Genomic DNA, 25,780 nt, shown 5'->3' on the forward strand with positions numbered 1-25,780 from the left:
ATGAGCACGCTCGACACCGGCCTGACCCTGATCAAGAACGCCTCGCAGCGCGTCTCGAAGGCGAACGGCTGGATGGGCAATGCATTCAAGAGCTGGATGCCGACCGGCCTCTACGCCCGCGCGCTGCTGATCATGATCGTGCCGATGGTGATCCTGCAGACCGTGGTCGCGTTCGTGTTCATGGAGCGGCACTGGAACACCGTGACGCGGCGCCTGTCCGCCGCGGTGGTCTCCGACATCGCCGCGCTGATCGACGTCTACAAGAATTATCCGCAGGACAAGGACCGCGCGCAGCTGCGCCACATCGCCCAGAAGCTGCAGCTCGTGGTCGACTTCCTCCCCGCCGGCGACATGCCGCCGCCGGGACCGAAGCCGTTCTTCTCGCTGCTCGACCAGACGCTGTCGGTGCAACTCGGCCGCCAGATCAGCCGTCCGTTCTGGATCGACACCGTCGGCAAGTCCAACCTGGTCGAGATCCGCGTTTCGCTCGACGATTCGGTCATGCGGATCTTCGCCCAGCGCAGCGCGGCCTACGCCTCCAACTCGGAGATCTTCATCTTCTGGATGGTCGGCACCTCGTCGATCCTGTTGATCGTCGCCGTGCTGTTCCTGCGCAACCAGATCAAGCCGATCCTGCGGCTCGCGGATGCCGCCGAAAGCTTCGGCAAGGGCCGCGAGGCGCCGAACTTCCGGCCGCGCGGCGCGCGCGAGGTGCGGCGCGCGGCACAGGCCTTCATCGAGATGAAGGCGCGCGTCGAGCGTTCGATCGAGCAGCGCACCGCGATGCTCGCCGGCGTGTCGCATGATTTGCGCACCATCCTGACCCGCTTCAAGCTCGAGCTCGCCTTGATCGGCGAAGGCCCCGAGATCGACGCGATGCGCAAGGACGTCGACGAGATGTCGATGATGCTGGAGGATTACCTTGCCTTCGCGCGCGGCGATTCCGGCGAGGTCGCGCAGCCGACCGACATGGCGATGGCACTGGAGGAATTGCGCAGCGACGCCGAGCGCCACGGCCATACCGCGACGGTGGCATTCCACGGCCTGCCCGTCGTCACGGTGAAACCGGCCTCGTTCAAGCGCTGCCTCGCCAACCTCGTCTCCAACGCGGCGCGCCACGCCAACACGATCTCGATCACCGGCCAGCGCGACCACCGCTATCTCAACATCACGGTCGACGACGACGGGCCCGGCATCCCCGCCGCCATGCGCGAGGAAGTGTTCAAGCCGTTCCTGCGGCTCGACGATGCCCGCAACCAGGACGAAGGCGGCAGCGGCCTCGGACTTGCGATCGCCCGCGACATCGCCCGCTCGCATGGCGGCGACATCATGCTCGGCGAAAGCCCGATGGGCGGCCTGCGCGCGGCGGTGCGGATACCGGTGTAGCTACCAGCGGTAAGACAAGGTGCCGATCACCTGACGCCGTTCGCCGGCATAGCAGTAGCCGGACTGACAGGTCTGGTAGTGCGTGTCGAACAGATTGGTCGCGTTCACGCGCGCGGTGGCGCCGAGCCATCGCCGGTCGAGCTTGCCGAGATCGTAGTCGATCACGGCATCGAACAGCGTTCTCGCCGCATTCTGGAACGTATTCTGGTCGTTGCCGAAGTTGGTCCCGATATAACGGACACCGAGGCCGAGCCCGAGCCCTTCGACGGGGACGCCGGACTGGAACGTGTATTTGCCGAAGGCCGCGAAGGAATTCCTCGGAATGCCGGAGAGCTCGTTGCCGGTCGTATCGGGATTGCCCTGCGTGATCACGACGTTGAGATGGGTGTAGGCCGCGGTGAGATCAAATCCCTGCTTGAGCGCCAGCTTCGCCTCGAGCTCCACGCCCTTCGATTCGACCTGTCCAGTTGCCGCCTGAAACGCCATGTTGCTCGGATCGGTGCGCAGCACATTGTCCTGCGTGATGTCGAACACCGCGGCGGTCAACAGCACCGGCACCTGCGGCATCTGGTACTTGATGCCGATCTCTTTCTGCTCGCCGGTGGTCGGCTTGAACGGCGATCCCGATGCATCGACGCCGACCTGCGGGGCGAACGCCGTCGCGTAGCTGACATAAGGCGCAATGCCATTGTCGAAGACGTAAGCGAGGCCCGCGCGACCTGTGAAGGCAGTCGCCTTCTGCGTTGACGGCACGCCGTCGAGACCTGCGGTCGTCGTCTGCGAGACCCAGCTCTGGCGGCCATTGAGCGTCAGGACGAAGCCGCCGAGCTTGGCCTGCTCCTGCGCATAGACCCCGACCTCGTCGGTCGACTGCTTGTTGAAGATCGAGAATGCCGGCGACGCGATCGCCTGGGCACCATAATTCATCGTCAGGAGATTGAGATCGGGAGCCGGCCCGTAGCCGATCTTGTCGTTGTAGTAGGAGTGCCCGTAATCGACGCCGAACAGCGCGGTGTTCTTGATCGCGCCGAGCATGAACTTGGCTTCGGCCTGGTTGTCGAGCGTTACGGTATTGAAGCTATCCAGGATCCGCCACGCGGAGCGCGACGCAAGATTGGTGCTGCTGTCGGTGGAATCGATCTGGGTGTATTTGGCGTCGGTGTCGACCTGATAGAAGCGGAAGTTCTGCCGCACCGTCCAGACGTCGTCGACATTGTGCTCGAACGCGTATCCGATACGGTACTGCTTCTGATCCATGGCGCTGAAGGCCGGATCATTCGAATAGAGGTTGGTCAATTTTCCGTCGGGTGTACGGAAGTTGCCGATGCTCGCGGCGGTTCGGCTGCTTTGATATTCGCTGAGGATCGTGAAGGACGTATCGACGTCCGGCCGCCAGGTCAGCGCAGGCGCGATATAGGCGCGATCATCGTCGTTGCCGGGATACCAGGTCTTCGCGTCACGAAGCAAACCCGTCAGCCGGTAGTACAGCTGATCGCTGCCGGGCACCGGACCACCGATATCGAAGCTGCCCTGGTAACGATCATAATTGCCGGTCTGCAGCTGCACCTCGCCGAACGGCGTCATGGTCGGCCGCTTCGTGGTGACGTCGACGATGCCGCCCGGAGAGCCGAGGCCGTAGAGCCCCGAGGCCGGGCCGCGGAGGATCGACACGCTGTCGAGACCGTATGGCTCGATCTTGGGAATCGCGAAGTTGCCGCCGCCCTGGCGCAGGCCGTCGCGATAGATCCCGGTATAGGTCGCATCGAAGCCACGGATGTAGAAACTGTCGAACCGGGGATCGTAGCCAAACGCCGTGGTCGTGACGCCGGGCGTGTAATTGACGGCGTCCTTGAGCGTCTGAACGTTACGATCCCTGAGCTCCTTTTGCGTGACCACCGAAAGTGACTGCGGCGTCTCGATCAGCGCGGTGTTGGTCTTGGTGCCGGCCGTGCTGCCGGTCGCAACGTAACCGGTCGTCGTACCGATCGCGCCGGCCGCGCCTTGCGAGCGCGGAGCCTGGTTCTGAGCGGGCGCCGCGGCAGTGCGGCGTCGGCTCACCACGGTGGTGCGCGAAGACCTGGTGTTCCGACTTGAGGCGACGGCACTGCGCTTCCTTGCAGCGCCAGGCTCATCCACCGTCACGGCGGGAAGCACGCTGACATTGTTCTGCGGAGAGCTGGTTTGCGCCTGAGCGCTGGCGACGTTTGCATCCATCGACACAAGCATGACCGAACCGAGAAACGCTGCGTTCATCGCAGCCGTTGATGCAAGCAAGCTGCGCTTGCTCCGCGACGAAGCCATTCCCACCAAGCAATCCCCACACTTCCGCAAGGCCGATCTTGATCGAGCCGTGTGCTCGTCATCGAGCAAGCTCGATTGGGGCGGACTTCTATCGGCGGGATGCGCGAAACTCCACACGCGCAAAATAGAATCCATTGAAGCGCGCGATGCATGACGCTGGAACGATTCAAGATGCGCGACACTGGAGCGATTCAAAAAGACATGTTGTCGCAGCAAACTTTTCAACGCGAGGAATTCGATGCACGTCGTCGCTCTCTCAGAGAGTCTCGCGTGCGAGACACGCAGCGATCACTCAATGAAGTTGATGGCGCCCTGCAATGCCGTCGTGGATTGCGCGCGGCTGCGACCAACACCGGACATCATGTTTGACATCCATTCTATTGAAGGTGAGAGGCCGGTGACCGCCTTGCGTCGAGACGCGCGCTTGGCATCAACCTTCAGCGACAATGGTGAAGCGAATACGCTGACGTGACGGAGTTGGCGCACACGGTCCAACGGCATCATTGCGAACTGACGGGTCGCGCGAACGAACGCTCAATGAAAGGCAGCGCAGAACCGCTTGGCGGTTTTGTCGCGGGTTGCTCGCAACGATGGTGGTGCAAAACGTCACGTCCTCTCAACATGAAAGAGAACGTGCTCAGGCGCGCGGCGCCAAGTGAATGCGCTGCGCCTATTTCTGCTTGGGCAGGAGGCCCTTCAGCTTTTCCATATCCTTGACGTTCATCTTCATGCCGCCGGGCATGATGATGTCACCGGGCTTCTGGTCGCTCTTGCAGGCGCCGAGCCATTTCGCCTCGATGGTCATCGTGGTGTCGCGGGAGCCGGCCGCGCCGCCTTCCGCGTGCGAGGTGCTCTTGACCGTGTAGGCAGAATTGAAATCGCCGACGATCTCGGCATGGCTCTTCATCGACATGCCGGCGACGCTGCACACGCTGTCGCTGACATAGCCGGTCGCGGTCTTCTGGATGTCCTGCTTGGAGCAGACTTCCTTGGCCATCGGCGAGGCCGCCGCGCTCATCTCCTTGTCGGTGGTCTCGTCGGTGCAGTGCTGCATGGTGATTTCCGGCATCGGCCCGCCGGTGCGCACCATTTTCATCTCCCACAGACCGGCCTTGCGGATCGGCAGGTCGACAGCGCTGGCCGCGCCAGTGGACAGGACAAGGCAAACAGCAGAACCAAGCAAGGCAAGCTGTCGGGTCATGCGGTGAGCTCCCGGCTGAACGATCGAAGGATTTGGAGTGCGCTCAGTAGAGCGTGCGCACCGGCCTCTGGGCCGAACCGTAGGGCACCCAGCGGCAGGCGAACGAGATGTAGCCACCCGGGTAGCGCTGCATCGCAAGGAACTTGACCACCTTGCCGTAGGAAGCGCAGTGATCGACGGCGAGCTGCCGCGCGTCGGTCTGGGCCGCCAGCGTATAGGCGATGATACCGCCGGTATCATTGCCCTTGAACGGCGGCACCGGCTGCATCCAGTCGGCTCGCGCCGGACCAACGGCCAGCATCCCGCAAACGGCAACCAGGCACGCGGCCAATTTCCTTCGCATCGCAGACTCCATTTCGCTTGCGACCAACATAGAGTGCGCCGGCGACCATGGAAAGAACGAGCCGGCTCGTGGAGGTGGACTTCTCGGCAGGTGTTGCCGCGCTGCACTTGACCTTGCCGGGGCTTCACGGCACCGTCCCCCGCATCTGATCATCGGGTGGATTCCCATGCGCAACCTGTTCAACTCCCCCAATAAACTCAGCCGCACGCTTGGCCTCGGCGCCGCGCTCGTGGTCGGCCTTCTGGCGTTCGGGGGCACGGCTCAGGCCGCCAATCCGTTCGAATTGAATTTCTGGCTGTCCGGCCCGCGCTATGACGGCCATGTGGCGCCGTGCGAGAAGGCCCTGGCGACCATCAGCGATCAATTCCATGAGAAAGAAGCCACCTTCTGGAATTCGCCGCTCGTGATCACCGGCTTCAGCCGGATCCACGAAACCGCGTTCCGCCCTTGGCAGTCCGACAACATTCCGCGCCGCTATTGCTCGGGAGACGCGGTGTTGAGCGACGGCAAGGTGCGCAAGGTGCACTATTCGATCATCGAGGACGGCGGCTTTGCCGGCACCAACCAGGGCGTCGACTGGTGCGTCGCCGGGCTCGACCGCAACTGGGCCTACAACCCGTCCTGCAAGGCCGCCCGGCCCTGATCTCCGAACAGTTCGGTCAAAACGGAAGCCGCCGCCATCCAGACGGCGGCTTTTGTTCTTGAAATGTTCTAGCGGCCTGCTAGGCTCTGAATGGTCGCGTGAGGGGAGCGTTTGATGCCTCGGTTGGTCACAATTTCCCGATTTCTGATTTCAGTTGCCTTTGTTCTGTGTGGTGCGATGGGGGCCTCGGCCCAGGATCGCCGGCAGAATGCGCCCGGCGAGTTCGATTTCTATGTGCTGTCGCTGTCGTGGTCGCCCTCGTTCTGCGAGGCGGCGAGCGAGCGCGGCAACAACGGCCGCGGCACCCAGGCGCAATGCGGCGGACGGCCATACTCGTTCGTGGTGCACGGGCTGTGGCCGCAATATGAGCGGGGCTTTCCGGAATACTGCCAACGCCCCTCGCCCCGCCTCGCCCGCAACATCATGACCTCGATGCTCGACCTGATGCCGGCGCCCGGGCTGATCTACAACGAGTGGGACAAGCACGGCACCTGCTCCGGCCTCGGCGAACGGGCCTATTTCGAAGCCATTCGCAAGGCCCGCGCCGCGGTGAAGATCCCCGAGGAATTCCTGCAATTGACGGAGCCGAAGACGATCGCGCCCGACGAACTGGAGACGGCGTTCATCAAGGCCAATCCGGGGCTCAGCAACTCCGCAATCTCGGTGACCTGCGACAGCAAGCGGCTCAGCGAGGTGCGGATCTGCCTCAGCAAGGATCTGCAATTCCGTTCCTGCGAGGAAATCGATCGCCGCGCCTGCCGCCGCGATCAGGTGCTGATGCCGCCGGTTCGCGGCGGTTGAAGTCCCGTCCGCGTCAGGGCCGGGCAGACGCGCGTTGTCGCGCCGAGTGTCCCGGCGATGGACGCCATCACGAAACCAGCGAGATGAGGCATAGATGCCCGGGACAGGCCGGGCATGACGCAGTACAACATGCGCACCCTCTGGAGCGCAGCGTCATCGCATGAACTATCGTCACGCCTTTCATGCCGGCGGCTTTGCCGACGTCATCAAGCACATCGTGCTGGTGCGCATGCTCACCTACCTGCAGGAGAAGCAGGCGCCATTCCGCGTCATCGACACCCATGCCGGCGCCGGCCTGTATGATTTGACGTCGAGCGAAGCGCAGCGCGGCGGCGAATGGCTGACCGGCATCGCGCGGCTGATGCAGGCGCGGCTCTCCGACAAGGCACTGCCGCTGATCGCGCCCTATCTCGACATTGTCAGAGCATTCAACCCGCGAGGCGAGTTGAAAGCCTATCCCGGCTCGCCGTTGATCGCGCGGGCGCTGCTGCGTCCGCAAGACCGTATGACGGCCTGCGAGATCGAGCCCGTGGCGCGCAAGCAATTGATCGATGCATTGCGACGCGATGCGCAGGCGCGCGTCGTCGATCTCGACGGCTGGATGGCACTACCCGCATTCGTGCCGCCGAACGAGCGGCGCGGCCTGGTGCTGATCGATCCGCCATTCGAAGCGAAGGACGAGTTCGAGCGGCTGGCGAGTGCCTTCACCGAAGCGTTCGCGAAGTGGCCGACCGGCACATATCTTTTGTGGTACCCCGTAAAAACCCGGAGAGCTACCGACGAGCTCGCGCGCAGCGTGGCTGCAGCAACAGCAAGCAGTCGGCCCGCGGGCAAATGCTTGCGTTTGGAATTCAGTGTGGCGCCGCAAGAAACCGGCGCAGGCCTCGTTTCTACCGGCCTTTTGATAGTGAATCCGCCGTGGACGCTGGCGAGCGAGCTGAAGATCATCCTGCCCGAACTCGAGAGACCGCTTGGTCAAGGCGGCGCCGGACGCTTCAGACTCGAAACGCCTAAACCTTGATCGGTAGCACCCACTGAAAAGTTCTATTTGAGCATAGGCAACGCGCGCGGAACCGTATTATGCTCATCCTGTTACGACTGGCTTTACGTTCCGCTTCCGCGAATGGTTGCGGCGGAGTGACAAGGCCGAAATAAAATCCAGGCAGACCGGTGGCGTGACGCCGGCCTGTTCAGGTGGCCAAGCTTCCGACAAGCGAATGTCGGTCAACCGCTACGCGGCGTGCGCGTAGCGGTGGAGCAATACGGGGGAGGAGTTTCCCGATGGCCATGACTGGGACAGTCAAGTTCTTCAACGGAGAGCGTGGCTACGGCTTCATCAAGCCTGATGATGGCGGCCGCGATGTGTTCGTTCACATCACAGCTGTCGAGCGTGCAGGATTGAAGGACCTGACTGAAGGACAGCGCATTACGTTCGAGGTTGAACCCGACAAGAAGGGCAAGGGCCCGAAGGCGGTCAACCTGGTGGTTTCATGATGAGCGCGCGCGGTGCGTGGCTCGTGATGAACGGCGAATGAAGCGTTGCGTGTGAGTTGACTGCCGGGCGCGTGGCTCGCGCTCGCTGCACGACCGCCTGCATGATGCGGACGCGATTGACGGTGCCCGCATATCCGGTGCGTGCGGCCGCCCGACTGGTTTCGCGGACGCCGCGGCGTTCATGCAGTCGCGCGTGATGTCGTCGTGCTCGGCACAAAGAAAAACCCGGCCGCGCGAGGCGCGGCCGGGAGTTGATGTCAGACGTTTTCTTGTTCTCAGAAGTGATAGTTGATGCCGGCGCGAACCAGGCTGAAGCTGTAGCCGTTCGGCGCGCCGCCGGTGATCGTGAAGTTGCTGTTGGCGAGATCGACGTAGAGATATTCGATCTTGGCGCTCCAGTTGGGGGCAAAGCCCATCTCGGCGCCGGCGCCGACGGTGAAGCCCGCATTGGTATGCGACTCCGATATGCCAAACGTCTCGCCGCGCAGTTCGCCGAAGGCGAGACCGCCGGTCGCGTAGAACAGCACGTTGTTGACTGCATAGCCGGCGCGGCCGCGTACGGTGCCGAACCATGGGTTGGAGAACTTCCAGGGCGCGAACCGATCGTCGGCAGTGGTGCCCTGGATATCGGCCTCGATGCCGAACACCCACGGCGAGCCGTTCTGGAAATTGTAGCCGGCCTGCACGCCGCCGACGAAGCCGGACGGCTTGGTCGGGTTGTTCTCGACCGAACCCCAGCCGTAGCCGACGTTGCCGCCGAGATAGGGGCCGGCCCAGCTATAGGCATTGAGCGGCTGATAGACGGTATAGGGCGAGCCGTAGTTGAGATCGGCCGACGCCGCCGAAGTCGTCCAGCCTGCGACGATCAGTGCCAACGCACGCGCACCAAACCGGGTCATAGGTACTCTCCACCACGCAACTGCCGCAGCCCGCAGGCCCAGGGCCGGCGTGGTTACGGAATTCCACTTTTTTCGCTAAGGTTTATCGAGAGTTTTAAGTTAAAGGGTTGTTAAGCCCGGTTAGCGGCCCGCTCATCAGTCTTAACAATGTGTTACCGACCCGCCCCGGCCGGCCGCGCTGGGCCAGTAACGCGCTGCAATCGGGGTTGTTTTCCTGCGCCGCCAGCGCTGGCGACCGGTCGCCCAAGCGCTTAATTTACGGCCCATGGTTCACGATTCTCCCGAGCGTCCGACGCCGGCCCCCAAGGCTGATCCCAAGACTGATCCTAAGGCGCGGCGCAGCGCAAAGTCCGATCTGCCTCAGGACGACCTGACGCTCGACACGAGCGACGTCGATCCGGAAACCTCCGCCACCGAGGAGGAGGAGGATGCACGTCTTCCCGAGGCATCGGAGGACGCCGCCGAGACAATCGCCGAGGGGACGCTCTCGATCGGGCATGAGGCGATCGAGAACGCGGTGCGCCTCGCCCCGACCTCGCCCGGCGTCTACCGCATGCTCAACGCCGCCAACGACGTGCTCTATGTCGGCAAGGCGAAGAACGTCAAAAAGCGGCTGTCGTCCTATGCGCGGGCCAACGCGCCGCTGCCGGCGCGCATCCTGCGCATGATCGCGGCGACCACGCATGTCGAGATCGTCTCGACCACGACCGAGACCGAGGCGCTGCTGCTCGAAGCCAATCTGATCAAGCAGCTCCGGCCGCGCTTCAACGTGCAGCTGCGCGACGACAAATCGTTTCCATATATTTTGATATCGGGCGATCACTGGGCGCCGCAGATCCTCAAGCATCGCGGTGCGCAGTCGCGGCCCGGACGCTATTTCGGCCCGTTCGCCAATGCCGGCGCGGTCAACCGCACCATCACGGCGCTGCAGCGCGCGTTCCTGATCCGCTCCTGCACCGACGGCTTCTTCGAAAGCCGCAGCCGACCCTGCCTGCTCTACCAGATCAAGCGCTGCGCCGGCCCCTGCACGCGAGAGATCGATTTTCCCGGCTATACCGAACTGGTGCGCGAGGCGACCGAATTCCTTTCCGGCCGCAGCCACGCCGTGAAGCAATTGCTCGCGGCCGAGATGGAGAAGGCTTCCGGCGAGCTCGAGTTCGAGACCGCGGCGCTATACCGCGACCGCCTCGCGGCACTGTCGGCGATCCAGTCGCAGCAGGGCATCAACCCGCGCACGGTCGAAGAGGCCGATGTGTTCGCGATCCACCAGGAGGGCGGCTATTCCTGCGTCGAGGTGTTCTTCTTCCGCACCGGCCAGAACTGGGGCAATCGCGCCTATTTCCCGCGCGCGGAAAAGAGCTTCACGCCCGAGGAGGTGCTGTCCTCATTCCTCGCGCAATTCTACGACGACAAGCCGCCGCCGAAGCTGATCCTGCTGTCGCACGAGATCGAGGAAAGCGCGTTGCTCGCCGACGCGCTGTCGGTGAAGGCCGGATCCAAGGTCGAGGTCTCCGTGCCCAAGCGCGGCGAAAAGAAGGAATTGATCGGCCACGCGCTCACCAACGCGCGCGAGGCGCTCGGCCGCAAGCTCGCCGATACCGCGACGCAAAGCCGGCTGCTGGAGGGCATGGTCACGACGCTCCGCCTGCCGCATACGCCCAAGCGCATCGAGGTCTACGACAACAGCCACATCCAGGGCACCAACGCGGTCGGCGCGATGATCGTGGCGGGACCCGACGGGTTCATTAAAAACCAGTACCGCAAGTTCAACATCAAGTCCGAAGGGCTGACGCCCGGCGACGATTACGGGATGATGCGCGAGGTGCTGGAGCGCCGCTTCAAGCGGCTGCTGAAGCCGCCGGAAGGCGAGGCTGCCAAGGACACTGCAAAGGCAAGGGACAAGGCGGACGACGACTCGTTTCCGCAATGGCCCGATCTCGTCATCATCGACGGCGGCCGCGGCCAGCTCAACGCGGTCCGGGAGATTTTCGAGAATCTCGGGCTGACCCAGGTCTCGCTGATGGCGGTGGCCAAGGGGCCGGAGCGCGATGCGGGGCGGGAAACCCTGTTCATGCCGGACCGCGAGGCCATCAAGCTGGAGCCGCGCGACCCGGTGCTCTATTTCATCCAGCGGCTGCGCGACGAGGCCCACCGCTTCGTGATCGGCTCGCACCGCAAGCTGCGCAAAAAGGACATCCGCGAGGCCGGCCTGCAGGAGATCCCGGGCATCGGCCCGTCGCGCAAACGTGCCTTGCTGCACCACTTCGGAACGCTCAAGGAGATCGAGCGGGCCTCGATCGCCGACCTCGGCAAGGTTCCCGGCGTCAGCGCCGAGAGTGCCCGCAAGATTTTCGAGTTTTTCCACGCCCAGCCGGGTTAAACCAAAGGCGAGTCATCAGGGCGTCGCCTGCGAAAGGGCATCTAGGGCATGATGCGGAAAAGTGGCAAGCAACGTTCCGAAAAGACCATGCATAAACAAGGGGCTAAGGTGCCATGACGATTCAGCCTAATCTCGCCGTGCTTTGGCGCCCGCACGGTTGACCTTCTGGCTTCAGCGGTATTGGTAGAACGGATGAACATCGCGACGACCCGGGGACAGACCAAGACCATGTCCCTCCCGAATATCCTCACCTACGCCCGGATCGCCGCGATCCCGGTGGTGATCGGCTGCGTCTACTGGCAGTCGATCCTGGACGGCCCGTTGTGGCTGCGCTGGGTGGCGCTGGCCGTGTTCATTGCGGCGGGGATCACCGACTATCTCGACGGCTACTACGCCCGGATGTGGGACCAGCAGTCCGCTTTCGGCCGGATGCTCGATCCGATCGCCGACAAGCTGCTGGTGGCCTCCAGCCTGCTGATGCTGGCCGCCGACAATTCGATCCATGGCTGGACGCTGTGGGCGGCGATCGTGATCCTGTGCCGCGAGATCCTGGTCTCGGGCCTGCGCGAATACCTCGCAGGGCTGCGGGTCAGCGTTCCCGTCACCAAGCTTGCGAAATGGAAGACCACGATCCAGCTGGTGGCGATCGGCTTTTTGATCGCGGGCGAAGCCGGCGAGCAGGTGTTCCCGGCCACCACCCTGATCGGCATCGTGCTGCTGTGGATGTCGGCGATCTTCACGATCTACACCGGCTGGGATTACTTCCGTGCCGGCATCCATCACCTCATCAAGGAGGATGAGGGATGAAGCTGAAATATTTCGCCTGGGTGCGTGAACGGATCGGCAAGGCCGAAGAGATCGTCGAGCCGCCGGCCGAGGTGCGCACCGTCGGCGAGCTGATCGGCTGGCTTGCCGCGCGCGACGACGGCTACGCCCATGCCTTCGAGAAGCCCACGGTGATCCGCGCCGCGATCGACCATGCCCATGTCAAACCCGACGCTGTGATCTCCGGCGCCCGCGAGATCGCGTTCTTCCCGCCGATGACCGGCGGTTAGATCTTCCAATGGCTATCGCAGCAACCATCCGAATCCAGCAGGCCGACTTCGACGTCGCGCAGGAGATCGCCACCTTAAGCAAGGGCCGCACCGATGTCGGCGCGGTCGTCAGCTTCAGCGGCATCTGCCGCGGCAGCGAACAGGGCGAGCCGATCGCCGCGCTGACGCTCGAACATTACCCGGGCATGGCGGAGGCCGAGATTGCGCGCCACGCCGACGAGGCGCTGGCGCGCTGGCCGTTGCAGGGCCTCACCATCATCCATCGCTTCGGTCGCATCGCGCCGGGCGAGAACATCGTGCTGGTCGTGACCGCCTCGGCGCACCGGCAAGCCGCGTTCGAGGCAGCCGAGTTCCTGATGGACTATCTGAAGACCAACGCACCGTTCTGGAAGCGCGAGGAAAGCGCGCGCGGCACGAGCTGGATCGAGGCGCAAGGCCATGACGACGCGGCCGCCGCGCGCTGGACCAAATCCTGATGGCGAAGCGCAGCAAAGTGCCGGCCAGGCTCAGCCCCGCCGCGCCGAAAGCGCCCAAGGAAGCGCCGAAGAAAGCGCCGAAGGTCGGCGCCGGCGAGCTTCACACCCTGTTCGATTTCCTGCGCTACGCGGTCAGCCGCTTCAACGCGGCGAAGCTCGTGTTCGCGCACGGCACCACCGATCCGGTGGCCGAAGCCGCGTTCCTGATCTGCGAGACGCTGCATCTGCATCCCGACCAGTTCGAGACCTTCGCGAACGCGCGCGTCACGATTGCCGAAGGCAAGCAGATCCTCGATTTGATCGAGCAGCGGATCGCGACGCGAAAGCCGGCCGCCTATCTCGTCAACAAGGTCTATATGCGCGGCCTGCCGTTCTATGTCGACGAGCGCACCATCGTGCCGCGCTCTTTCATCGGCGAATTGCTGGATTCGCATTTCGGCGGCGACGAGGACGGCACCTCGCTGATCGGCGATCCCGCCGACGTCGAAGGCGTGCTCGACCTTTGCACCGGCTCCGGTTGCCTTGCGATCCTGGCCGCCCGGCATTTTGCCAACGCCGCGGTCGACGCGGTGGACATTTCAAAGGATGCGCTCGAAGTCGCCGCGCGCAACGTCGCCGACCACGGCCTCGACGATCGCCTCACACTCCATCGCGGCGACCTGTTCAAGCCGCTCGGCGACAAGCGCTACGACCTCATCATCTCGAACCCGCCCTATGTCGATGCCGAGGGCATGGCCGCGCTGCCGCGCGAGTGCCGCGCCGAGCCGAAGATCGCATTCGACGGCGGCGCCGACGGGCTCGACATCGTCCGCCGCCTGCTCGATGAGGCCAAGCGGCATCTGACCCCGCAAGGCGGGCTGCTCTGCGAGATCGGCCGCGGCCGCGACAATCTCGAGGCCGCCTATCCCAACCTGCCGCTGCTCTGGCTCGACACCGAGGACTCCGAGGGCGAGGTGTTCTGGATCGCTGCCGCCGACCTCTGACCGGCGCGCCACGGCCGGCCCCGGTCTATTACGGAGTCCGACTTCGAGGCCGAGCAGGACGAAGCGAAAATCGTGTGCAGTTCCAGCCGGTTCGGAAGATCGCTGGCCCGTCGAATCAACAATGGTGCTAAGCTTGCGCTCCGGGGACGTTCGGAGAGAGGGCGCGGGCGCGCGACATGATTCGCATTTCGACGATCTTCATCGCCATCTGCATGGTGCTGGTCGCAGCCTCGCTCGGCTTTGTCCTGTATTCGGTGGCGGGTATCAGCGGATCGGAATCGGCGATCGTGGCGCTCACCGCCCTCACCTGCCTGATCCTCTACAACGCCGTCTCGATGCGGCTGCGCGACCGCAGCGATGTCGGCGGCCAGATCGCGGATCTGTCGCGCGGCACCGCCGACCTCGCCCGCCAGGTCGCCGAATTCGGCCGCCGGCTGGCCGCGGTCGAAGGCCGCGTCGCCTCGGCGAACTCCACCGGCGCCGACCGGATCCAGGGCATGGCCGGCGAGATCAACGAGCTTGGCGGCCTGGTGCGGCAGCTTGCGGCGTCGGTCGCCCATCATGAGGACCTCCTGACGGCAGCTCCCGTGGCGCAGCCGGTCGCCGCGCTGCGCGACGATCTGCTGCAACCGGTCCCGCCGGCTCCGACCGTCGTGTTTGCGCCCCCGCCGCCGGTTGCGCCCCCATCGCCGATCTCGCGCAGCCAGACCCAGCTCATTGCCGCGATCAGGCACGCCATCGACGAGAACCGCCTCGACATCTACCTGCAGCCGATGGTGACGCTGCCGCAGCGCAAGGTGCGCTACTATGAGGCGGTGACGCGGCTGCGCGACGAACGCGACCAGGTCCTTGCCGCCGACGATTTCATCGAGGCGGCCGAAGTCGGTGGCCTGATCGGTCGCATCGACCACATGGTGATGCTTCGCTGCGTCCAGGTGCTGCGCCGCCTGATGATCCGCAGCAAGGATGTCGGCGTGTTCTGCAACGTCTCGGCGGCGACGCTGTCCAGCCCGCAGCACTTCACCCAGTGTCTCGACTTCCTCGAGGCCAACCGCGCGCTGGCCCCCTCCTTCGTGCTCGAGTTCAAGCAGGCGACGTTCCGTAATCTCGGCCCGGTCGAAAGCGAGAATCTGGCGGCGCTGTCGCAGCGCGGCTACCGGTTCTCGATCGACCACGTCAGCGACCTCCGCCTCGAGCCGCGCGAGCTCGCCGACCGCGGCGTCCGCTTCATCAAGGTGCCGGCCGCGCTGCTGCTCGACGCCAGGCAAAACGCGACCGCCGATATCGATCCCTCCGATCTGTCCGACCTGCTCGGCCGCTTCGGCATCGACCTGATCGCCGAACGGATCGAGGGCGAGCGCTCGGTGGTCGACCTGCTCGACTACGATGTCCGGTTCGGCCAGGGCTTCCTGTTCGCCCCGCCGCGGCCGTTGCGGCCGGAAGGGGCATCTGCTACCGCCGAGGCTCCGCAGACCAAGCCCCAGGACCTCAATGGCGCCGGCACTTCCGCACCCGTCTCCAGCCCCGCAGCGCCACCGCGCACTACCGGCAGCGCCGCGCTGGCGCGCCGCGCGCTCGGGCCCAACTGACCGGCGGTTCGCATCATGACATCGCTGCGTTTCGTGGAGCGGCTGCGCGACCTCACTGGCGACGTCGACGTCGTGCTGTCGGACATCTGGGGCGTCGTGCACAACGGGCTCGAATCCTTTCCCGAGGCCTGCGAGGCGCTGCACACGTTCCGCCAGCAGGGCGGCACCGTCATCCTGATCACCAACGCGCCGCGTCCGGCCGATTCCGTGCAGCGCCAGCTGCGCAAGCTCGGCGTCGCCGACGAGACCTATGATGCGATCGTCTCCTCGGGCGATCTGACGCGCCATTTCGTGGCCGATCATCCCGGTCAGAAAATATTCTGGATCGGCCCGGAGCGCGACAGCTCGATCCATCGCGGCCTCGACGCCACATTGGTGCCGCTGGAGCAGGCCGACTACATCATCTGCACCGGCCTGTTCGACGACGAGACCGAATCCGCCGAGGATTACCGCGACACGCTGCTGAAGGCGCTCGAGCGCAAGCTGACGCTGGTCTGCGCCAATCCGGACATCGTGGTCGAGCGCGGCGACCGGCTGATCTATTGCGCCGGCGCGATTGCCGAACTCTATCGCGAGCTCGGCGGCGAGGCGGTCTTCTACGGCAAGCCGCACCGGCCGATCTACGAGCGCGCCATGGCACTGGCTGCGGAACGTCGCGGGCATCCGACCGAACTCAGCCGCGTGCTCGCGATCGGCGATTCCGTGCGCACCGACCTCACCGGCGCCCATGGCTTCGGCATCGATCTCCTGTTCGTCACCCGCGGCATCCATTCCGAGCAGTTCGAGGGGATCGAGCAACTCGATCCCGCCTCGGTGAAGGAATTGTTCGGCCATCCGCCGCGCGCGCTGATGCGCGAGCTGAAGTGGTAGCGGGCACCCCCGCAGAGGCGCGCTGCCAAAATATCGAAAACAACCCCATGCAAAGTAGCCGGCGGCGGCCGACGTTCGGCCTGGCAACTTGACACGTCGGGCAACTCAGAGATATTCTTCTAGTATTCCGAAATTATGCAATGCTTTGGTCCCGTCATCCTGAGGAGCGCGCTCTTGCGCGCGTCTCGAAGGATGCACGGCCACCAGCCGGGCCGTCGACCCTTCGAGAGGCCGCTTCGCGGCTCCTCCAGCGACAACGGCAAAGCCGTTGCGCGGGGGTGACGGTGAGGCGGCGCTGGTCATTGCTGACGCGCAATGAGATGAGGATGAATTGTGATGCGATGGACGAGCGCTTACGCGGTCGCCATGTCCGGGAAGACCGCTTCGATCTTGGTCTTCAGCGTGGCCGCGTTGAACGGCTTGACGATGTAGTTGTTCACGCCGGCCTTCTTGGCCGCGATCACGTTCTCGGTCTTGGATTCCGCCGTGATCATGATGAAGGGCGTGGTCGCGAGATTGGGATCGGCGCGGACTTCCTTGAGCAGGTCGTAGCCCGTCATCGGCTCCATATTCCAGTCGGAAATCACCAGGCCATACTTCTTGCCGCGCATCTTGTTGAGCGCCGCAGAGCCGTCGGAGGCATCGTCGATATTCTCGAATCCAAGCTGCTTGAGAAGATTCCGGATGATGCGGATCATGGTGCTGTAATCATCAACCACCAGAACCGGCATGGACAAATCAACCGCCATCTTTTCCCCCAAAACGCCTGACGCAACTTGGCTTCTGCACGAACGCAGCTTTCCGCCAACGACTAACAGCAGGCGTTAAACAGCGCGTTAACCGGCTGAATCCGGATTGTTACGGATTTGACGCGATTTTCGCTATGCTTGACTTCCACGCCGCCGCCGCGTCACGGTCCGGCCCGCAACAATCATGCTTAAGAATCCTTGAAGAATCCCTGACATGAGCACCGGCTTTACCGTTATCCGCGACAACACCCCTGAAAGCGCCATTCCGAAAGGCGCCGTGGTCGCGATGGGAAATTTCGACGGCGTCCATCTCGGTCACCGCGCCGTGATCGGCGCGGCGCTCGCGATGGGCAGAGCGCACGGCGTGCCCGCGCTTGCCGTGACCTTCGAACCGCATCCGCGCAGTTTCTTCAGCCCGAACACCCCGCAATTCCGCCTCACGGACGAGGCCAACAAGCTGCGGCTGCTCGCGGCCACCGGGCTCGCCGGCGCCGTCGTCATGACCTTCGACAAGGCGCGCGCCGGGACCACGGCACAGGACTTCATTCACCATGACCTGATCGGCCGGCTCGGCATCAGCGGGATCGCGGTCGGCTACGACTTCCATTTCGGCAAGGGCCGGGTCGGCTCGCCGAGCCTGCTCGTCAGCGAAGCGCCACGGCTCGGCATCGAGGTCGATGTGCAGGCCCATGTCGACATCGAGGAGCGCCCGGTCTCCTCCAGTGCCATCCGCATGGCGCTCGCCGAAGGCCAGGTCGACGATGCCACCACGATGCTGGGCGGGCCGTGGTTCGTGACCGGCAAGGTGATCCATGGCGAGAAGCGCGGCCGCGACCTCGGTTACCCGACGGCCAACATCCGCCTCGACAAGCATTGCGGCTTGAAGCACGGCATCTACGCAGTGCGGGTTGGCAAGGCCCAGGGAAATGACCGGGTTCGATTCGACGGCGTCGCAAGCTTCGGGCGCCGGCCGACCTTCGACAACGGCGCGCCGCTGCTCGAAGTGTTCCTGTTCGACTTCAAGGGCGATCTCTACGACACGGTGCTCGATGTCGCCTTCATCAGTTTCATTCGCGAAGAGCTGAAATTCGACACCATCGAGGCGTTGATACGCCAGATGGATGACGACAGCGCCAAGGCGCGCGCGGCATTGGCCGCAGCGCCGGACGCGTTCCCGCGGCTCGGAGTGATTGGTTGAAGACAGAGAAAGAGAAAATGCTGGCGGGCGAGCTCTATCGCCCCGATGCCGAGCTTGCCGCCGACCATACCGCGGCGGAACATTGGATGGCGCGCTACAACGCATCGGGCGTATCGTCCGCAGCCGAACTGCACGCCCTGCTCTCGCGCGCTTCCGCAAGGTCGGCAAGGGCGCCGTGATCCGCCCGCCATTCTTCTGCGACTACGGCAGCAATATCAGCCTCGGCGACGGCGTGTTCCTCAACTTCAATTGCGTGATCCTCGACGTGGTCGAAGTCGTGATCGGCGATCGCACCCAGATCGGGCCCGCGGTGCAGATCTATACCGCCGACCACCCGCGCGACGCCGAGACCCGGCGCACCGGGCTGGAATTCGGCCGCCCGATCCGGATCGGCAGCGATGTCTGGATCGGCGGCGGTGCCATCATCCTGCCCGGCGTCACGATCGGCGACGGTGCCCTGGTCGGGGCCGGCAGCGTGGTGACGCGGGACGTCGCGTCAGGCGCGATCGTGGCCGGAAATCCGGCCCGGCCGCGGCAGCCTTAGGGCACCCTGGCGGGCCGGATTGGCCGCTGGCTGGTGGTGGGTCAGTTTGGAAAATGACCGCGACACGGCCGCTTGCCCTCTTCCTCTGGCGTAGGATCACGGTCAGGCGTCTCGCCCGTCGCGATATCATTGATCCGCTCGGCGAGTTGGTTGGGGTCCTAGGGGCATATGGGTTTGCTAGACATAGGGAGCAACCAAGTTTTCGCGCGACCAATCCCGCGCCTCTGCTTCGCTTTTGAATGGCCCTTCCGGACGACAACAATCTGGGTTACCGCAATGGTGCAAGACGTAGTTACCGGCCTCCAGTAGCGGGCCGCCAGCTATTGAACCGTCAGAGCCTTTCCCGGCCTCAAACCAAACAACGGCGGGAGACCGGTAGTAAGCCGCCCGAGCGGCTTTCTCTTCCGGGGACCATTCGGCCACGTAGGCTTCGCCGTTCCACGACACTTTCATCTCGCCAATATGCGCCCTGAGCGGCCGGATTCCTAGGCGTCGCAGCCCGCCACAATCAAACTGAGCCACTACCCGCTGGCTGAGGGCTTTGCGATTGCCCGCTTGGCTGCTATGGAAACCCCATGTTTTCGCGGCGCATCATACGGATTAGCGGCCCGGCTTCCGCCTGAGCCTGAAGGCTCGGCGCAAGACCGGGACTTCGCCGTTTTCACCCGCGATTGATCGCGTATCCGCGCCCGCACCTGCCAAATCAGAGCTTTTATGTCCGACAAGCCGCAAAAGACCGACGCCCGAAAGACTGACGCTAGGGACTATTCCAAGACCCTTTACCTGCCGCAGACGGAATTCCCGATGCGCGCCGGCCTGCCCCAGCGCGAGCCGGAAATCCTGAAATACTGGAACGACATCGGCCTCTACGACAGGCTCCGCCGGGAAGCCGACGGCCGCGCCAAATTCGTGCTGCATGACGGCCCGCCCTACGCCAACGGCAACATCCATATCGGCCACGCGCTGAACAAGATCCTCAAGGACGTCGTGACCAAGAGCCAGCAGATGCTCGGCTTCGACTCCAACTACGTGCCGGGCTGGGACTGCCACGGCCTGCCGATCGAATGGAAGATCGAGGAGGAGAACTACCGCTCCAAGGGCAAGCAGAAGCCCGACTTCCGCGACTCCGCCGCGATGGTCGCGTTCCGCAGGGAATGCCGCGCCTATGCGACGCACTGGATCAACGTGCAGCGCGAGGAGTTCAAGCGGCTCGGCATCATCGGCGACTGGGACCACCCCTACGAGACGATGAGCTATCCGGCCGAGGCCCAGATCGCCCGCGAGCTGATGAAGTTCGCGGCCAACGGCACGCTGTATCGCGGCTCCAAGCCGGTGATGTGGAGCGTGGTCGAGAAGACCGCGCTTGCCGAAGCCGAGGTCGAATACGAGGACTACACCTCCGACATGGTGTGGGTGAAATTCCCGGTCACCTCGCCGGCGCATGGCGCGCTGGCCAATGCCTCGGTCGTGATCTGGACCACCACGCCGTGGACGCTGCCCGGCAACCGCGCAATCTCGTTCTCGCCGAAGATCGCCTACGGCCTCTACAAGGTCACGGACGCGCCCGCGGACAATTGGGCGAAGACCGGCGATCTCCTGATCCTGGCCGATGCGCTCGCCGCGGAAGTGTTCAAGCAGGCGCGCGTCACGTCCTATGAGAAGGTCCGCGATATCCCCGGCGACACGCTCGACGCGGTGGAATGCGCCCATCCGCTGCGCGGCTTCGGTGGCGGCTACGAATTCACCGTGCCGCTGCTCGCCGGCGAGCATGTTACCGACGACACCGGCACCGGCTTCGTGCACACCGCACCGAGCCACGGCCGCGAGGACTTCGACGTCTGGACGGCCAACACCCGCGAGCTCGATGCGCGCGGCATCCCGACGGCGATCCCCTACACCGTCGACGAGAACGGCGCCTACACCGCGCAGGCGCCGGGCTTCACCGGAAAGCGCGTGCTCAACGACAAGGGCGAGAAGGGCGATGCCAACGAGGCGGTGATCAAGGCGCTGATCGAGGCCGGCAAGCTGCTCGCGCGCGGCCGCCTCAAGCACCAATATCCGCATTCCTGGCGCTCCAAGAAGCCGGTGATCTTCCGCAACACGCCGCAATGGTTCATCGCGATGGACAAGCCCATCGTAGACGCCCCGGGCAAGCCCGGGGCTACGGACATCGCGGAGAATGGCCATGCGAAGAAGGGCGACACGCTGCGCGCCCGCGCGCTGCAGGCGATCTCGGTCACGCAATGGGTGCCGCCGGCCGGTGAGAACCGCATCAACGGCATGATCGCCAATCGCCCGGACTGGGTGATCTCGCGCCAGCGCGCCTGGGGCGTGCCGATCGCCGTATTCGTGCGCGAGAACAGCGACGGCTCGGCCGAGATCCTGCAGGACGAGGTGGTCAACCAGCGCATCACCGAGGCGTTCATGGAGGAAGGCGCCGACGCCTGGTACATGGACGGCGCCCGCGAGCGCTTCCTCGGAAGCCGCGCGTCGGAGAACTGGAAGAAGGTCGACGACATCTGCGACGTCTGGTTCGATTCCGGCTCCACGCACGCCTTCGTGCTGGAAGACCGCCAGAACTTCCCGCAGCTCGGCAACATCGTCCGCAAGATCGACGGCGGCAATGACACCGTGATGTATCTCGAAGGCAGCGACCAGCATCGCGGCTGGTTCCACTCGTCGCTGCTGGAGAGCGCCGGCACGCGCGGGCGCGCGCCGTATGACATCGTGCTCACCCACGGCTTCACGCTCGACGAGAACGGCCGCAAGATGTCGAAGTCGCTCGGCAACACGGTCGAGCCGCAGAAGGTGATCAAGGATTCCGGCGCGGATATCCTGCGCCTGTGGGTCTGCGCCACCGACTACGCCGACGACCAGCGCATCGGGCCGGAGATCCTGAAGAACACCATCGAGACCTATCGCAAGCTGCGCAACTCGATCCGCTGGATGCTCGGCACGCTGCATCATTTCAAGCCGAGCGAGAAGGTCGCCTTCGCCGAGATGCCCGAGCTCGAGCGGCTGATGCTGCACGAACTGGCCGGCCACACCGAGACCATCCGCAAGGCCTATGCCGCGTTCGACTACAAGACCGTGGTCGCAAGCCTCGCGGCCTTCATGAACTCCGAGCTGTCGGCGTTCTACTTCGACATCCGCAAGGACACGCTGTATTGCGACCCGCCGTCCTCGGTGGCGCGCAAGGCGGCGCTGACCACGATCGACCTGCTCTGCGACGCGATCCTGAAATGGCTGGCGCCGATCCTGAGCTTCACCACCGACGAAGCCTGGCGGATGTACCGGCCGAATGCCGAGCCCTCGGTGCATCTCACGCTGTTCCCCGAAGGTCTCGAGCAGTTCCGCGACGACGCGCTCGCCGCGAAGTGGGAGACGATCCGCAACGTTCGCCGCGTCGTCACCGGTGCGCTCGAGCTCGAACGCGCCGCCAAGCGGATCGGCTCGTCGCTCGAGGCCTCGCCGGTGATCTACATCGCGGACAGACAGATGCTGGCAACGTTGTTCGATATCGATCTCGCCGAGGTCTGCATCACCTCGAACTACGAGGTGCGCGAGGGCGAGGCGCCGGCCAATGCCTTCCGCCTCGATGCCGTGCCCGGCGTCGCCGTGGTGGTCGAAAAGGCGGTCGGCACCAAATGCGCGCGCTCGTGGAAGATCCTGCCTGATATCGGCGAGGATCCCGAATATCCCGACGTCTCGCCGCGCGACGCGCAAGCGCTGCGCGAATGGAAGGCGCTGGGGGTCACGGCCTAGCCGTCGTCCCTGCCTAGTGCGCAATTGCGCACGGGAGCAGGGACCCATAACCACCGCTCCCTGGAATGGACTGAGGTTGATGACTCCGAGTCATTCAAGCAACACCCGACACGGCGTATGGGTCCCTGCTCCGTGCGCAACGGCGCACTCGGCAGGGACGACACCTTTGGTGGGCTGGCAATGACCTCTCCCGTTCGCGCCGGCGTGCTGGCGGCGGTCATCACCCTGATCGCCGACCAGGCCTCCAAGCTCTGGCTGCTTTACGTCTTCGGCATTGCCCGCCGCGGCGCGGTCGAGGTGACGCCGTTCTTCGACCTGGTGCTGGCCTGGAATCCCGGCATCAGCTTCGGCTGGTTTCAGAGCGAGACCCCGGCGGCCCAGATCCTGCTGATGGCGATCAAGGCCGCGGCCGTGATCGCGCTCGCGATCTGGATGGCGCGGTCGCGCACCTGGCTCGCGACGGTCTCGCTCGGCCTGATTATCGGCGGTGCGATCGGCAACGGCATCGACCGCTTCGCCTATGGCGCCGTGGTCGATTTTGCCCTGTTTCATGTCGAGATCGGGGGAAAAACCTTCAATTGGTACGTATTCAACCTCGCCGATGTGGCGATCGTTGCTGGCGTGGCGGCCCTATTGTATGATTCCGTCATGGGGACCCCCGCCGTAAAAGCGCCCTGATCCCGGCCGATACGAGCCGGTCGGCGGCCGACCTGCACCGAGCGGAACTGAGCACTAAGCCAGTGATCGCTTTGGCGAATTTTGAGATGGGAATAGCGCGATGCGCAACACCAAAGTCCGCGGTTACCTGATCGAGACATCCCGGCTGCCGCTGATGCGCGGCCTGCGTCTGGCGTTCGTTGCGGCCGGAATCGGCCTGGTCATGACGGCCGGTCCGGTGCGTGCCGGCGACGACGAAGATGACGGCGATGACGGCCTGACCTTCGAAGAGCGGATCGTCGACAATCTGATGACTGGGCTCGGCGCCAAGAGCGCCGCCAGCAAGGGCATCGATTATCGCGAGCGCTCGCCGCTGGTGGTGCCGCCGAAGCTCGATCTGCCGCCGCCTGCCACAGCCGCCCAGGTCAACGCGCCGAACTGGCCGAAGGACCCCGATATCGCGGCGCGCAAGGCCGCGATCGCGGCGCGCAAGAAGGAAGTCAAGAAGGAGCCGTGGCAGTCAGCGGTGGCGTTGACGCCGGCCGAGATCGAGGCGGGCCGCAAGCAGCAGACGGCCACCGAGGGCCGCAGGGAGCCGATTGAGCCGGGCACCAACACCAATCCGTCGCTGATGCCGAGCCAGCTCGGCTACAACGGTGGTCTGCTCGGCATCTTCAAGGGGAACAGCAGCGAGTCCAAGCCGTTCAAGGGCGAGCCGACGCGCGAATCCCTGACCGAGCCCCCTCCGGGCTACCAGACGCCGTCCTCGGGCTTCGACTACGGCACAGGCCCGATGAAGCCGAAGGTGAACGAGGGCCAGTACGACGTCATGACCGGAAAACCGGTGCAGTGACCGCTTGGCCTCCGCGGGCGAAGGCTGACATGTGCAAAGCTTAATGCGGGGTGGCGTGTGTCTCTCCGCTTCGTGACGACGGGCACGGGCATGACCGTGTACGATGGCCTGCTTTCGCGCCCCGGCCGCGGGTCCGGGCTTTCATAAGGACCGTGATGCGCTCTCGCCGATCGATTGCCCTGTTCGCCGCCGCCTTTGTTTCGACCATCCCGCTGTCCGGCACCAGCGTCCGCGCCCAGACCACCGTCACCTCGGAACGCCCTGCGAGCTTCACGCTCGACAACGGCCTGCAGGTCGTGGTGATCCCCGATCACCGCACGCCGGTCGTGACGCAGATGATCTGGTACAAGGTCGGCTCCGCCGACGAGACGCCGGGCAAATCGGGCCTCGCGCATTTCCTCGAGCATCTGATGTTCAAGGGCACCGCCAAGCACCCGGCCGGCGAGTTCTCGCAGACCGTGCTGCGCGTCGGCGGCAACGAGAACGCCTTCACCTCCAACGACTACACCGGCTACTTCCAGCGCGTGCCGCGCGAGCAGCTGCCCACCATGATGGAGTTCGAGGCCGATCGCATGACCGGCCTGATCCTGAAGGACGAGAATGTGCTGCCCGAGCGCGACGTCGTGCTCGAGGAGTTCAACATGCGGGTGGCCAACAACCCGGATGCCCGGCTCACCGAGCAGATCATGGCCGCGCTCTATCTCAACCATCCCTACGGCCGGCCGGTGATCGGCTGGCACCAGGAGATCGAGAAGCTCGATCGCGAGGATGCGCTCGCCTTCTACCGGCGATTCTACGCGCCGAACAACGCGATCCTGGTCATCGCCGGCGACGTCGACGTCAAGGATATCCGCCCGCTGGTCGAGAAGAATTTCGGCCCGATCCCGGCGCAACCTGCGATCCCCGAGAAGCGTGTCCGGCCGCAGGAACCGACCCCGGCTGCGCCGCGCACCGTGACGCTATCGGATCCCCGCGTCGAACAGCCGAACCTGCGCCGCTACTATCTGGTGCCGTCCGCGACCACGGCGGCGGCGGGCGAGAGCCAGGCGCTCGATGTGCTCGCGCAATTGATGGGCGGCGGCGCCAACTCCTACCTCTATCGCTCGCTGGTGATCGACAAGGGCCTCGCGATCTCGGCCGGCGCCGGCTATCAGGGCACCGCGCTCGATCCGTCGCAATTCTCGATCGCGGTAACGCCCAAGGCCGGCGTCGAGTTCGCGCAGATCGAGGACGCGATCGACAAGGTGATCGCCGACCTCGCGCAGAACCCCGCGCGCGCCGAGGATCTCGAACGGGTCAAGACCCAGCTGATCGCGGAGGCAATCTACGCCCAGGACAACCAGGCGACGCTGGCGCGCTGGTATGGCGGCGCGCTGACCACCGGGCTCAGCATCGACGACATCAGGAGCTGGCCGGATCGCATTCGCGCCGTCACCGCCGAGCAGGTGCGCGCAGCAGCCGCCACCTGGCTCGACAAGAAGCGGTCGGTGACCGGCTATCTGATCAAGGATACTGCGCCGAAACGCGAGGAGAAGCGCTCGTGATCTATTCCATCACCCGCCGCGCGGCGCTGATCGGCGGCGCCTGCGCCGC

At 64.6% G+C, this 25,780-nt stretch carries 24 protein-coding genes and 1 pseudogene; 20 read left to right on the forward strand and 5 right to left on the reverse strand.

What is annotated here, in order from left to right:
• The gene (locus AAFG07_RS35375) at window positions 1-1,386 is read left to right on the forward strand and encodes an ATP-binding protein (protein WP_342724291.1); all 1,386 of its coding nucleotides are present in this window, start codon (window positions 1-3) and stop codon (window positions 1,384-1,386) included.
• On the opposite strand, the gene AAFG07_RS35380 is transcribed toward AAFG07_RS35375, so the two are convergent.
• Window positions 1,387-3,444, reverse strand: a complete 2,058-nt coding sequence (locus AAFG07_RS35380; RefSeq protein ID WP_342724292.1) for a TonB-dependent siderophore receptor — start codon at window positions 3,442-3,444, stop codon at window positions 1,387-1,389.
• A 166-nt stretch (window positions 3,445-3,610) separates the two neighbouring features.
• Here AAFG07_RS35380 and AAFG07_RS35385 point away from each other — a divergent pair, with 166 nt between their 5' ends.
• Both AAFG07_RS35385 and AAFG07_RS35390 read left to right on the forward strand, forming a co-directional pair.
• Complete coding sequence (locus AAFG07_RS35385) at window positions 3,611-3,841, forward strand: hypothetical protein (RefSeq protein WP_342724293.1); 231 nt, start codon at window positions 3,611-3,613, stop codon at window positions 3,839-3,841.
• On the forward strand, window positions 3,838-4,056 hold the full coding sequence (locus AAFG07_RS35390; protein WP_342724294.1) for a hypothetical protein: 219 nt from the start codon (window positions 3,838-3,840) through the stop codon (window positions 4,054-4,056). The genes AAFG07_RS35385 and AAFG07_RS35390 overlap by 4 nt, the downstream gene beginning before the upstream one ends.
• A gap of 301 nt (window positions 4,057-4,357) precedes the next feature.
• Here AAFG07_RS35390 and AAFG07_RS35395 read toward each other — a convergent pair whose 3' ends face one another.
• Together AAFG07_RS35395 and AAFG07_RS35400 are read right to left on the reverse strand one after the other, a co-directional pair.
• Entirely contained in the window at window positions 4,358-4,888 is a 531-nt protein-coding gene (locus AAFG07_RS35395) for a DUF3617 family protein (protein WP_097671589.1), read from the reverse strand.
• A 43-nt stretch (window positions 4,889-4,931) separates the two neighbouring features.
• Window positions 4,932-5,231 carry a hypothetical protein gene (locus AAFG07_RS35400; protein ID WP_176529291.1) on the reverse strand — a complete coding sequence of 100 codons (300 nt, stop codon included), beginning with the start codon at window positions 5,229-5,231 and terminating at the stop codon, window positions 4,932-4,934.
• 166 nt (window positions 5,232-5,397) lie between these two features.
• Between AAFG07_RS35400 and AAFG07_RS35405 the strand changes: the two genes are divergently transcribed.
• From AAFG07_RS35405 to AAFG07_RS35420, 4 genes are all read left to right on the forward strand, one after another.
• Entirely contained in the window at window positions 5,398-5,874 is a 477-nt protein-coding gene (locus AAFG07_RS35405; protein WP_342724295.1) for a hypothetical protein, read from the forward strand.
• Window positions 5,875-6,051: 177 nt separating this feature from the next.
• On the forward strand, window positions 6,052-6,675 hold the full coding sequence (locus AAFG07_RS35410; protein WP_229170475.1) for a ribonuclease T2: 624 nt from the start codon (window positions 6,052-6,054) through the stop codon (window positions 6,673-6,675).
• Between the two features lie 160 nt (window positions 6,676-6,835).
• A complete protein-coding gene (gene rlmJ, locus AAFG07_RS35415) occupies window positions 6,836-7,696 on the forward strand; it encodes a 23S rRNA (adenine(2030)-N(6))-methyltransferase RlmJ (protein ID WP_342724296.1) in 861 nt (286 codons plus the stop codon).
• A 260-nt stretch (window positions 7,697-7,956) separates the two neighbouring features.
• On the forward strand, window positions 7,957-8,169 hold the full coding sequence (locus tag AAFG07_RS35420) for a cold-shock protein (RefSeq protein ID WP_016844477.1): 213 nt from the start codon (window positions 7,957-7,959) through the stop codon (window positions 8,167-8,169).
• A gap of 275 nt (window positions 8,170-8,444) precedes the next feature.
• On the opposite strand, the gene AAFG07_RS35425 is transcribed toward AAFG07_RS35420, so the two are convergent.
• Window positions 8,445-9,068, reverse strand: a complete 624-nt coding sequence (locus tag AAFG07_RS35425) for an outer membrane protein (protein ID WP_342724297.1) — start codon at window positions 9,066-9,068, stop codon at window positions 8,445-8,447.
• A 265-nt stretch (window positions 9,069-9,333) separates the two neighbouring features.
• On the opposite strand from AAFG07_RS35425, the gene uvrC reads away from it, so the two are divergent.
• The 7 genes from uvrC to AAFG07_RS35460 all read left to right on the forward strand — a co-directional run bounded on the left by uvrC (window position 9,334) and on the right by AAFG07_RS35460 (window position 16,421).
• Window positions 9,334-11,448: an excinuclease ABC subunit UvrC gene (gene uvrC, locus AAFG07_RS35430; protein ID WP_342724298.1), complete on the forward strand. Its 2,115-nt coding sequence runs from the start codon at window positions 9,334-9,336 to the stop codon at window positions 11,446-11,448.
• A gap of 192 nt (window positions 11,449-11,640) precedes the next feature.
• A complete protein-coding gene (gene pgsA / locus AAFG07_RS35435) occupies window positions 11,641-12,255 on the forward strand; it encodes a CDP-diacylglycerol--glycerol-3-phosphate 3-phosphatidyltransferase (protein ID WP_016844474.1) in 615 nt (204 codons plus the stop codon).
• Window positions 12,252-12,503 carry a molybdopterin converting factor subunit 1 gene (gene moaD, locus AAFG07_RS35440; RefSeq protein WP_173638532.1) on the forward strand — a complete coding sequence of 84 codons (252 nt, stop codon included), beginning with the start codon at window positions 12,252-12,254 and terminating at the stop codon, window positions 12,501-12,503. The genes pgsA and moaD overlap by 4 nt, the downstream gene beginning before the upstream one ends.
• 8 nt (window positions 12,504-12,511) lie before the next feature.
• Window positions 12,512-12,979: a molybdenum cofactor biosynthesis protein MoaE gene (locus AAFG07_RS35445; RefSeq protein WP_342724299.1), complete on the forward strand. Its 468-nt coding sequence runs from the start codon at window positions 12,512-12,514 to the stop codon at window positions 12,977-12,979.
• A complete protein-coding gene (prmB, locus tag AAFG07_RS35450; RefSeq protein WP_342724300.1) occupies window positions 12,979-13,962 on the forward strand; it encodes a 50S ribosomal protein L3 N(5)-glutamine methyltransferase in 984 nt (327 codons plus the stop codon). Before AAFG07_RS35445 ends, prmB begins: the two co-directional genes overlap by 1 nt.
• A gap of 176 nt (window positions 13,963-14,138) precedes the next feature.
• Window positions 14,139-15,551 (forward strand): EAL domain-containing protein, encoded by a 1,413-nt coding sequence (locus tag AAFG07_RS35455; RefSeq protein ID WP_342724301.1) that lies wholly within the window; start codon window positions 14,139-14,141, stop codon window positions 15,549-15,551.
• Window positions 15,552-15,566: 15 nt separating this feature from the next.
• Window positions 15,567-16,421: a TIGR01459 family HAD-type hydrolase gene (locus AAFG07_RS35460; protein ID WP_342724302.1), complete on the forward strand. Its 855-nt coding sequence runs from the start codon at window positions 15,567-15,569 to the stop codon at window positions 16,419-16,421.
• A gap of 353 nt (window positions 16,422-16,774) precedes the next feature.
• On the opposite strand, the gene AAFG07_RS35465 is transcribed toward AAFG07_RS35460, so the two are convergent.
• Window positions 16,775-17,170, reverse strand: coding sequence for a response regulator (locus tag AAFG07_RS35465; RefSeq protein WP_016844467.1), 396 nt, complete (start codon window positions 17,168-17,170; stop codon window positions 16,775-16,777).
• A 214-nt stretch (window positions 17,171-17,384) separates the two neighbouring features.
• Between AAFG07_RS35465 and AAFG07_RS35470 the strand changes: the two genes are divergently transcribed.
• The 6 genes and pseudogenes from AAFG07_RS35470 to AAFG07_RS35495 all read left to right on the forward strand — a co-directional run bounded on the left by AAFG07_RS35470 (window position 17,385) and on the right by AAFG07_RS35495 (window position 25,731).
• Window positions 17,385-18,368 (forward strand): bifunctional riboflavin kinase/FAD synthetase, encoded by a 984-nt coding sequence (locus AAFG07_RS35470; RefSeq protein WP_342724303.1) that lies wholly within the window; start codon window positions 17,385-17,387, stop codon window positions 18,366-18,368.
• A 17-nt stretch (window positions 18,369-18,385) separates the two neighbouring features.
• Window positions 18,386-18,912, forward strand: a pseudogene (locus tag AAFG07_RS35475) (sugar O-acetyltransferase).
• A 714-nt stretch (window positions 18,913-19,626) separates the two neighbouring features.
• Complete coding sequence (gene ileS, locus AAFG07_RS35480; RefSeq protein ID WP_342724304.1) at window positions 19,627-22,677, forward strand: isoleucine--tRNA ligase; 3,051 nt, start codon at window positions 19,627-19,629, stop codon at window positions 22,675-22,677.
• A 180-nt stretch (window positions 22,678-22,857) separates the two neighbouring features.
• Window positions 22,858-23,355 (forward strand): signal peptidase II, encoded by a 498-nt coding sequence (gene lspA / locus AAFG07_RS35485; RefSeq protein WP_342724305.1) that lies wholly within the window; start codon window positions 22,858-22,860, stop codon window positions 23,353-23,355.
• A 100-nt stretch (window positions 23,356-23,455) separates the two neighbouring features.
• Complete coding sequence (locus AAFG07_RS35490; protein WP_342724307.1) at window positions 23,456-24,187, forward strand: hypothetical protein; 732 nt, start codon at window positions 23,456-23,458, stop codon at window positions 24,185-24,187.
• Window positions 24,188-24,342: 155 nt separating this feature from the next.
• Window positions 24,343-25,731: a pitrilysin family protein gene (locus AAFG07_RS35495; RefSeq protein ID WP_342724308.1), complete on the forward strand. Its 1,389-nt coding sequence runs from the start codon at window positions 24,343-24,345 to the stop codon at window positions 25,729-25,731.
• Window positions 25,732-25,780: the final 49 nt, after the last annotated feature.

This window comes from Bradyrhizobium sp. B097 (assembly GCF_038957035.1).
Taxonomy (GTDB): Bacteria; Pseudomonadota; Alphaproteobacteria; order Rhizobiales; family Xanthobacteraceae; genus Bradyrhizobium.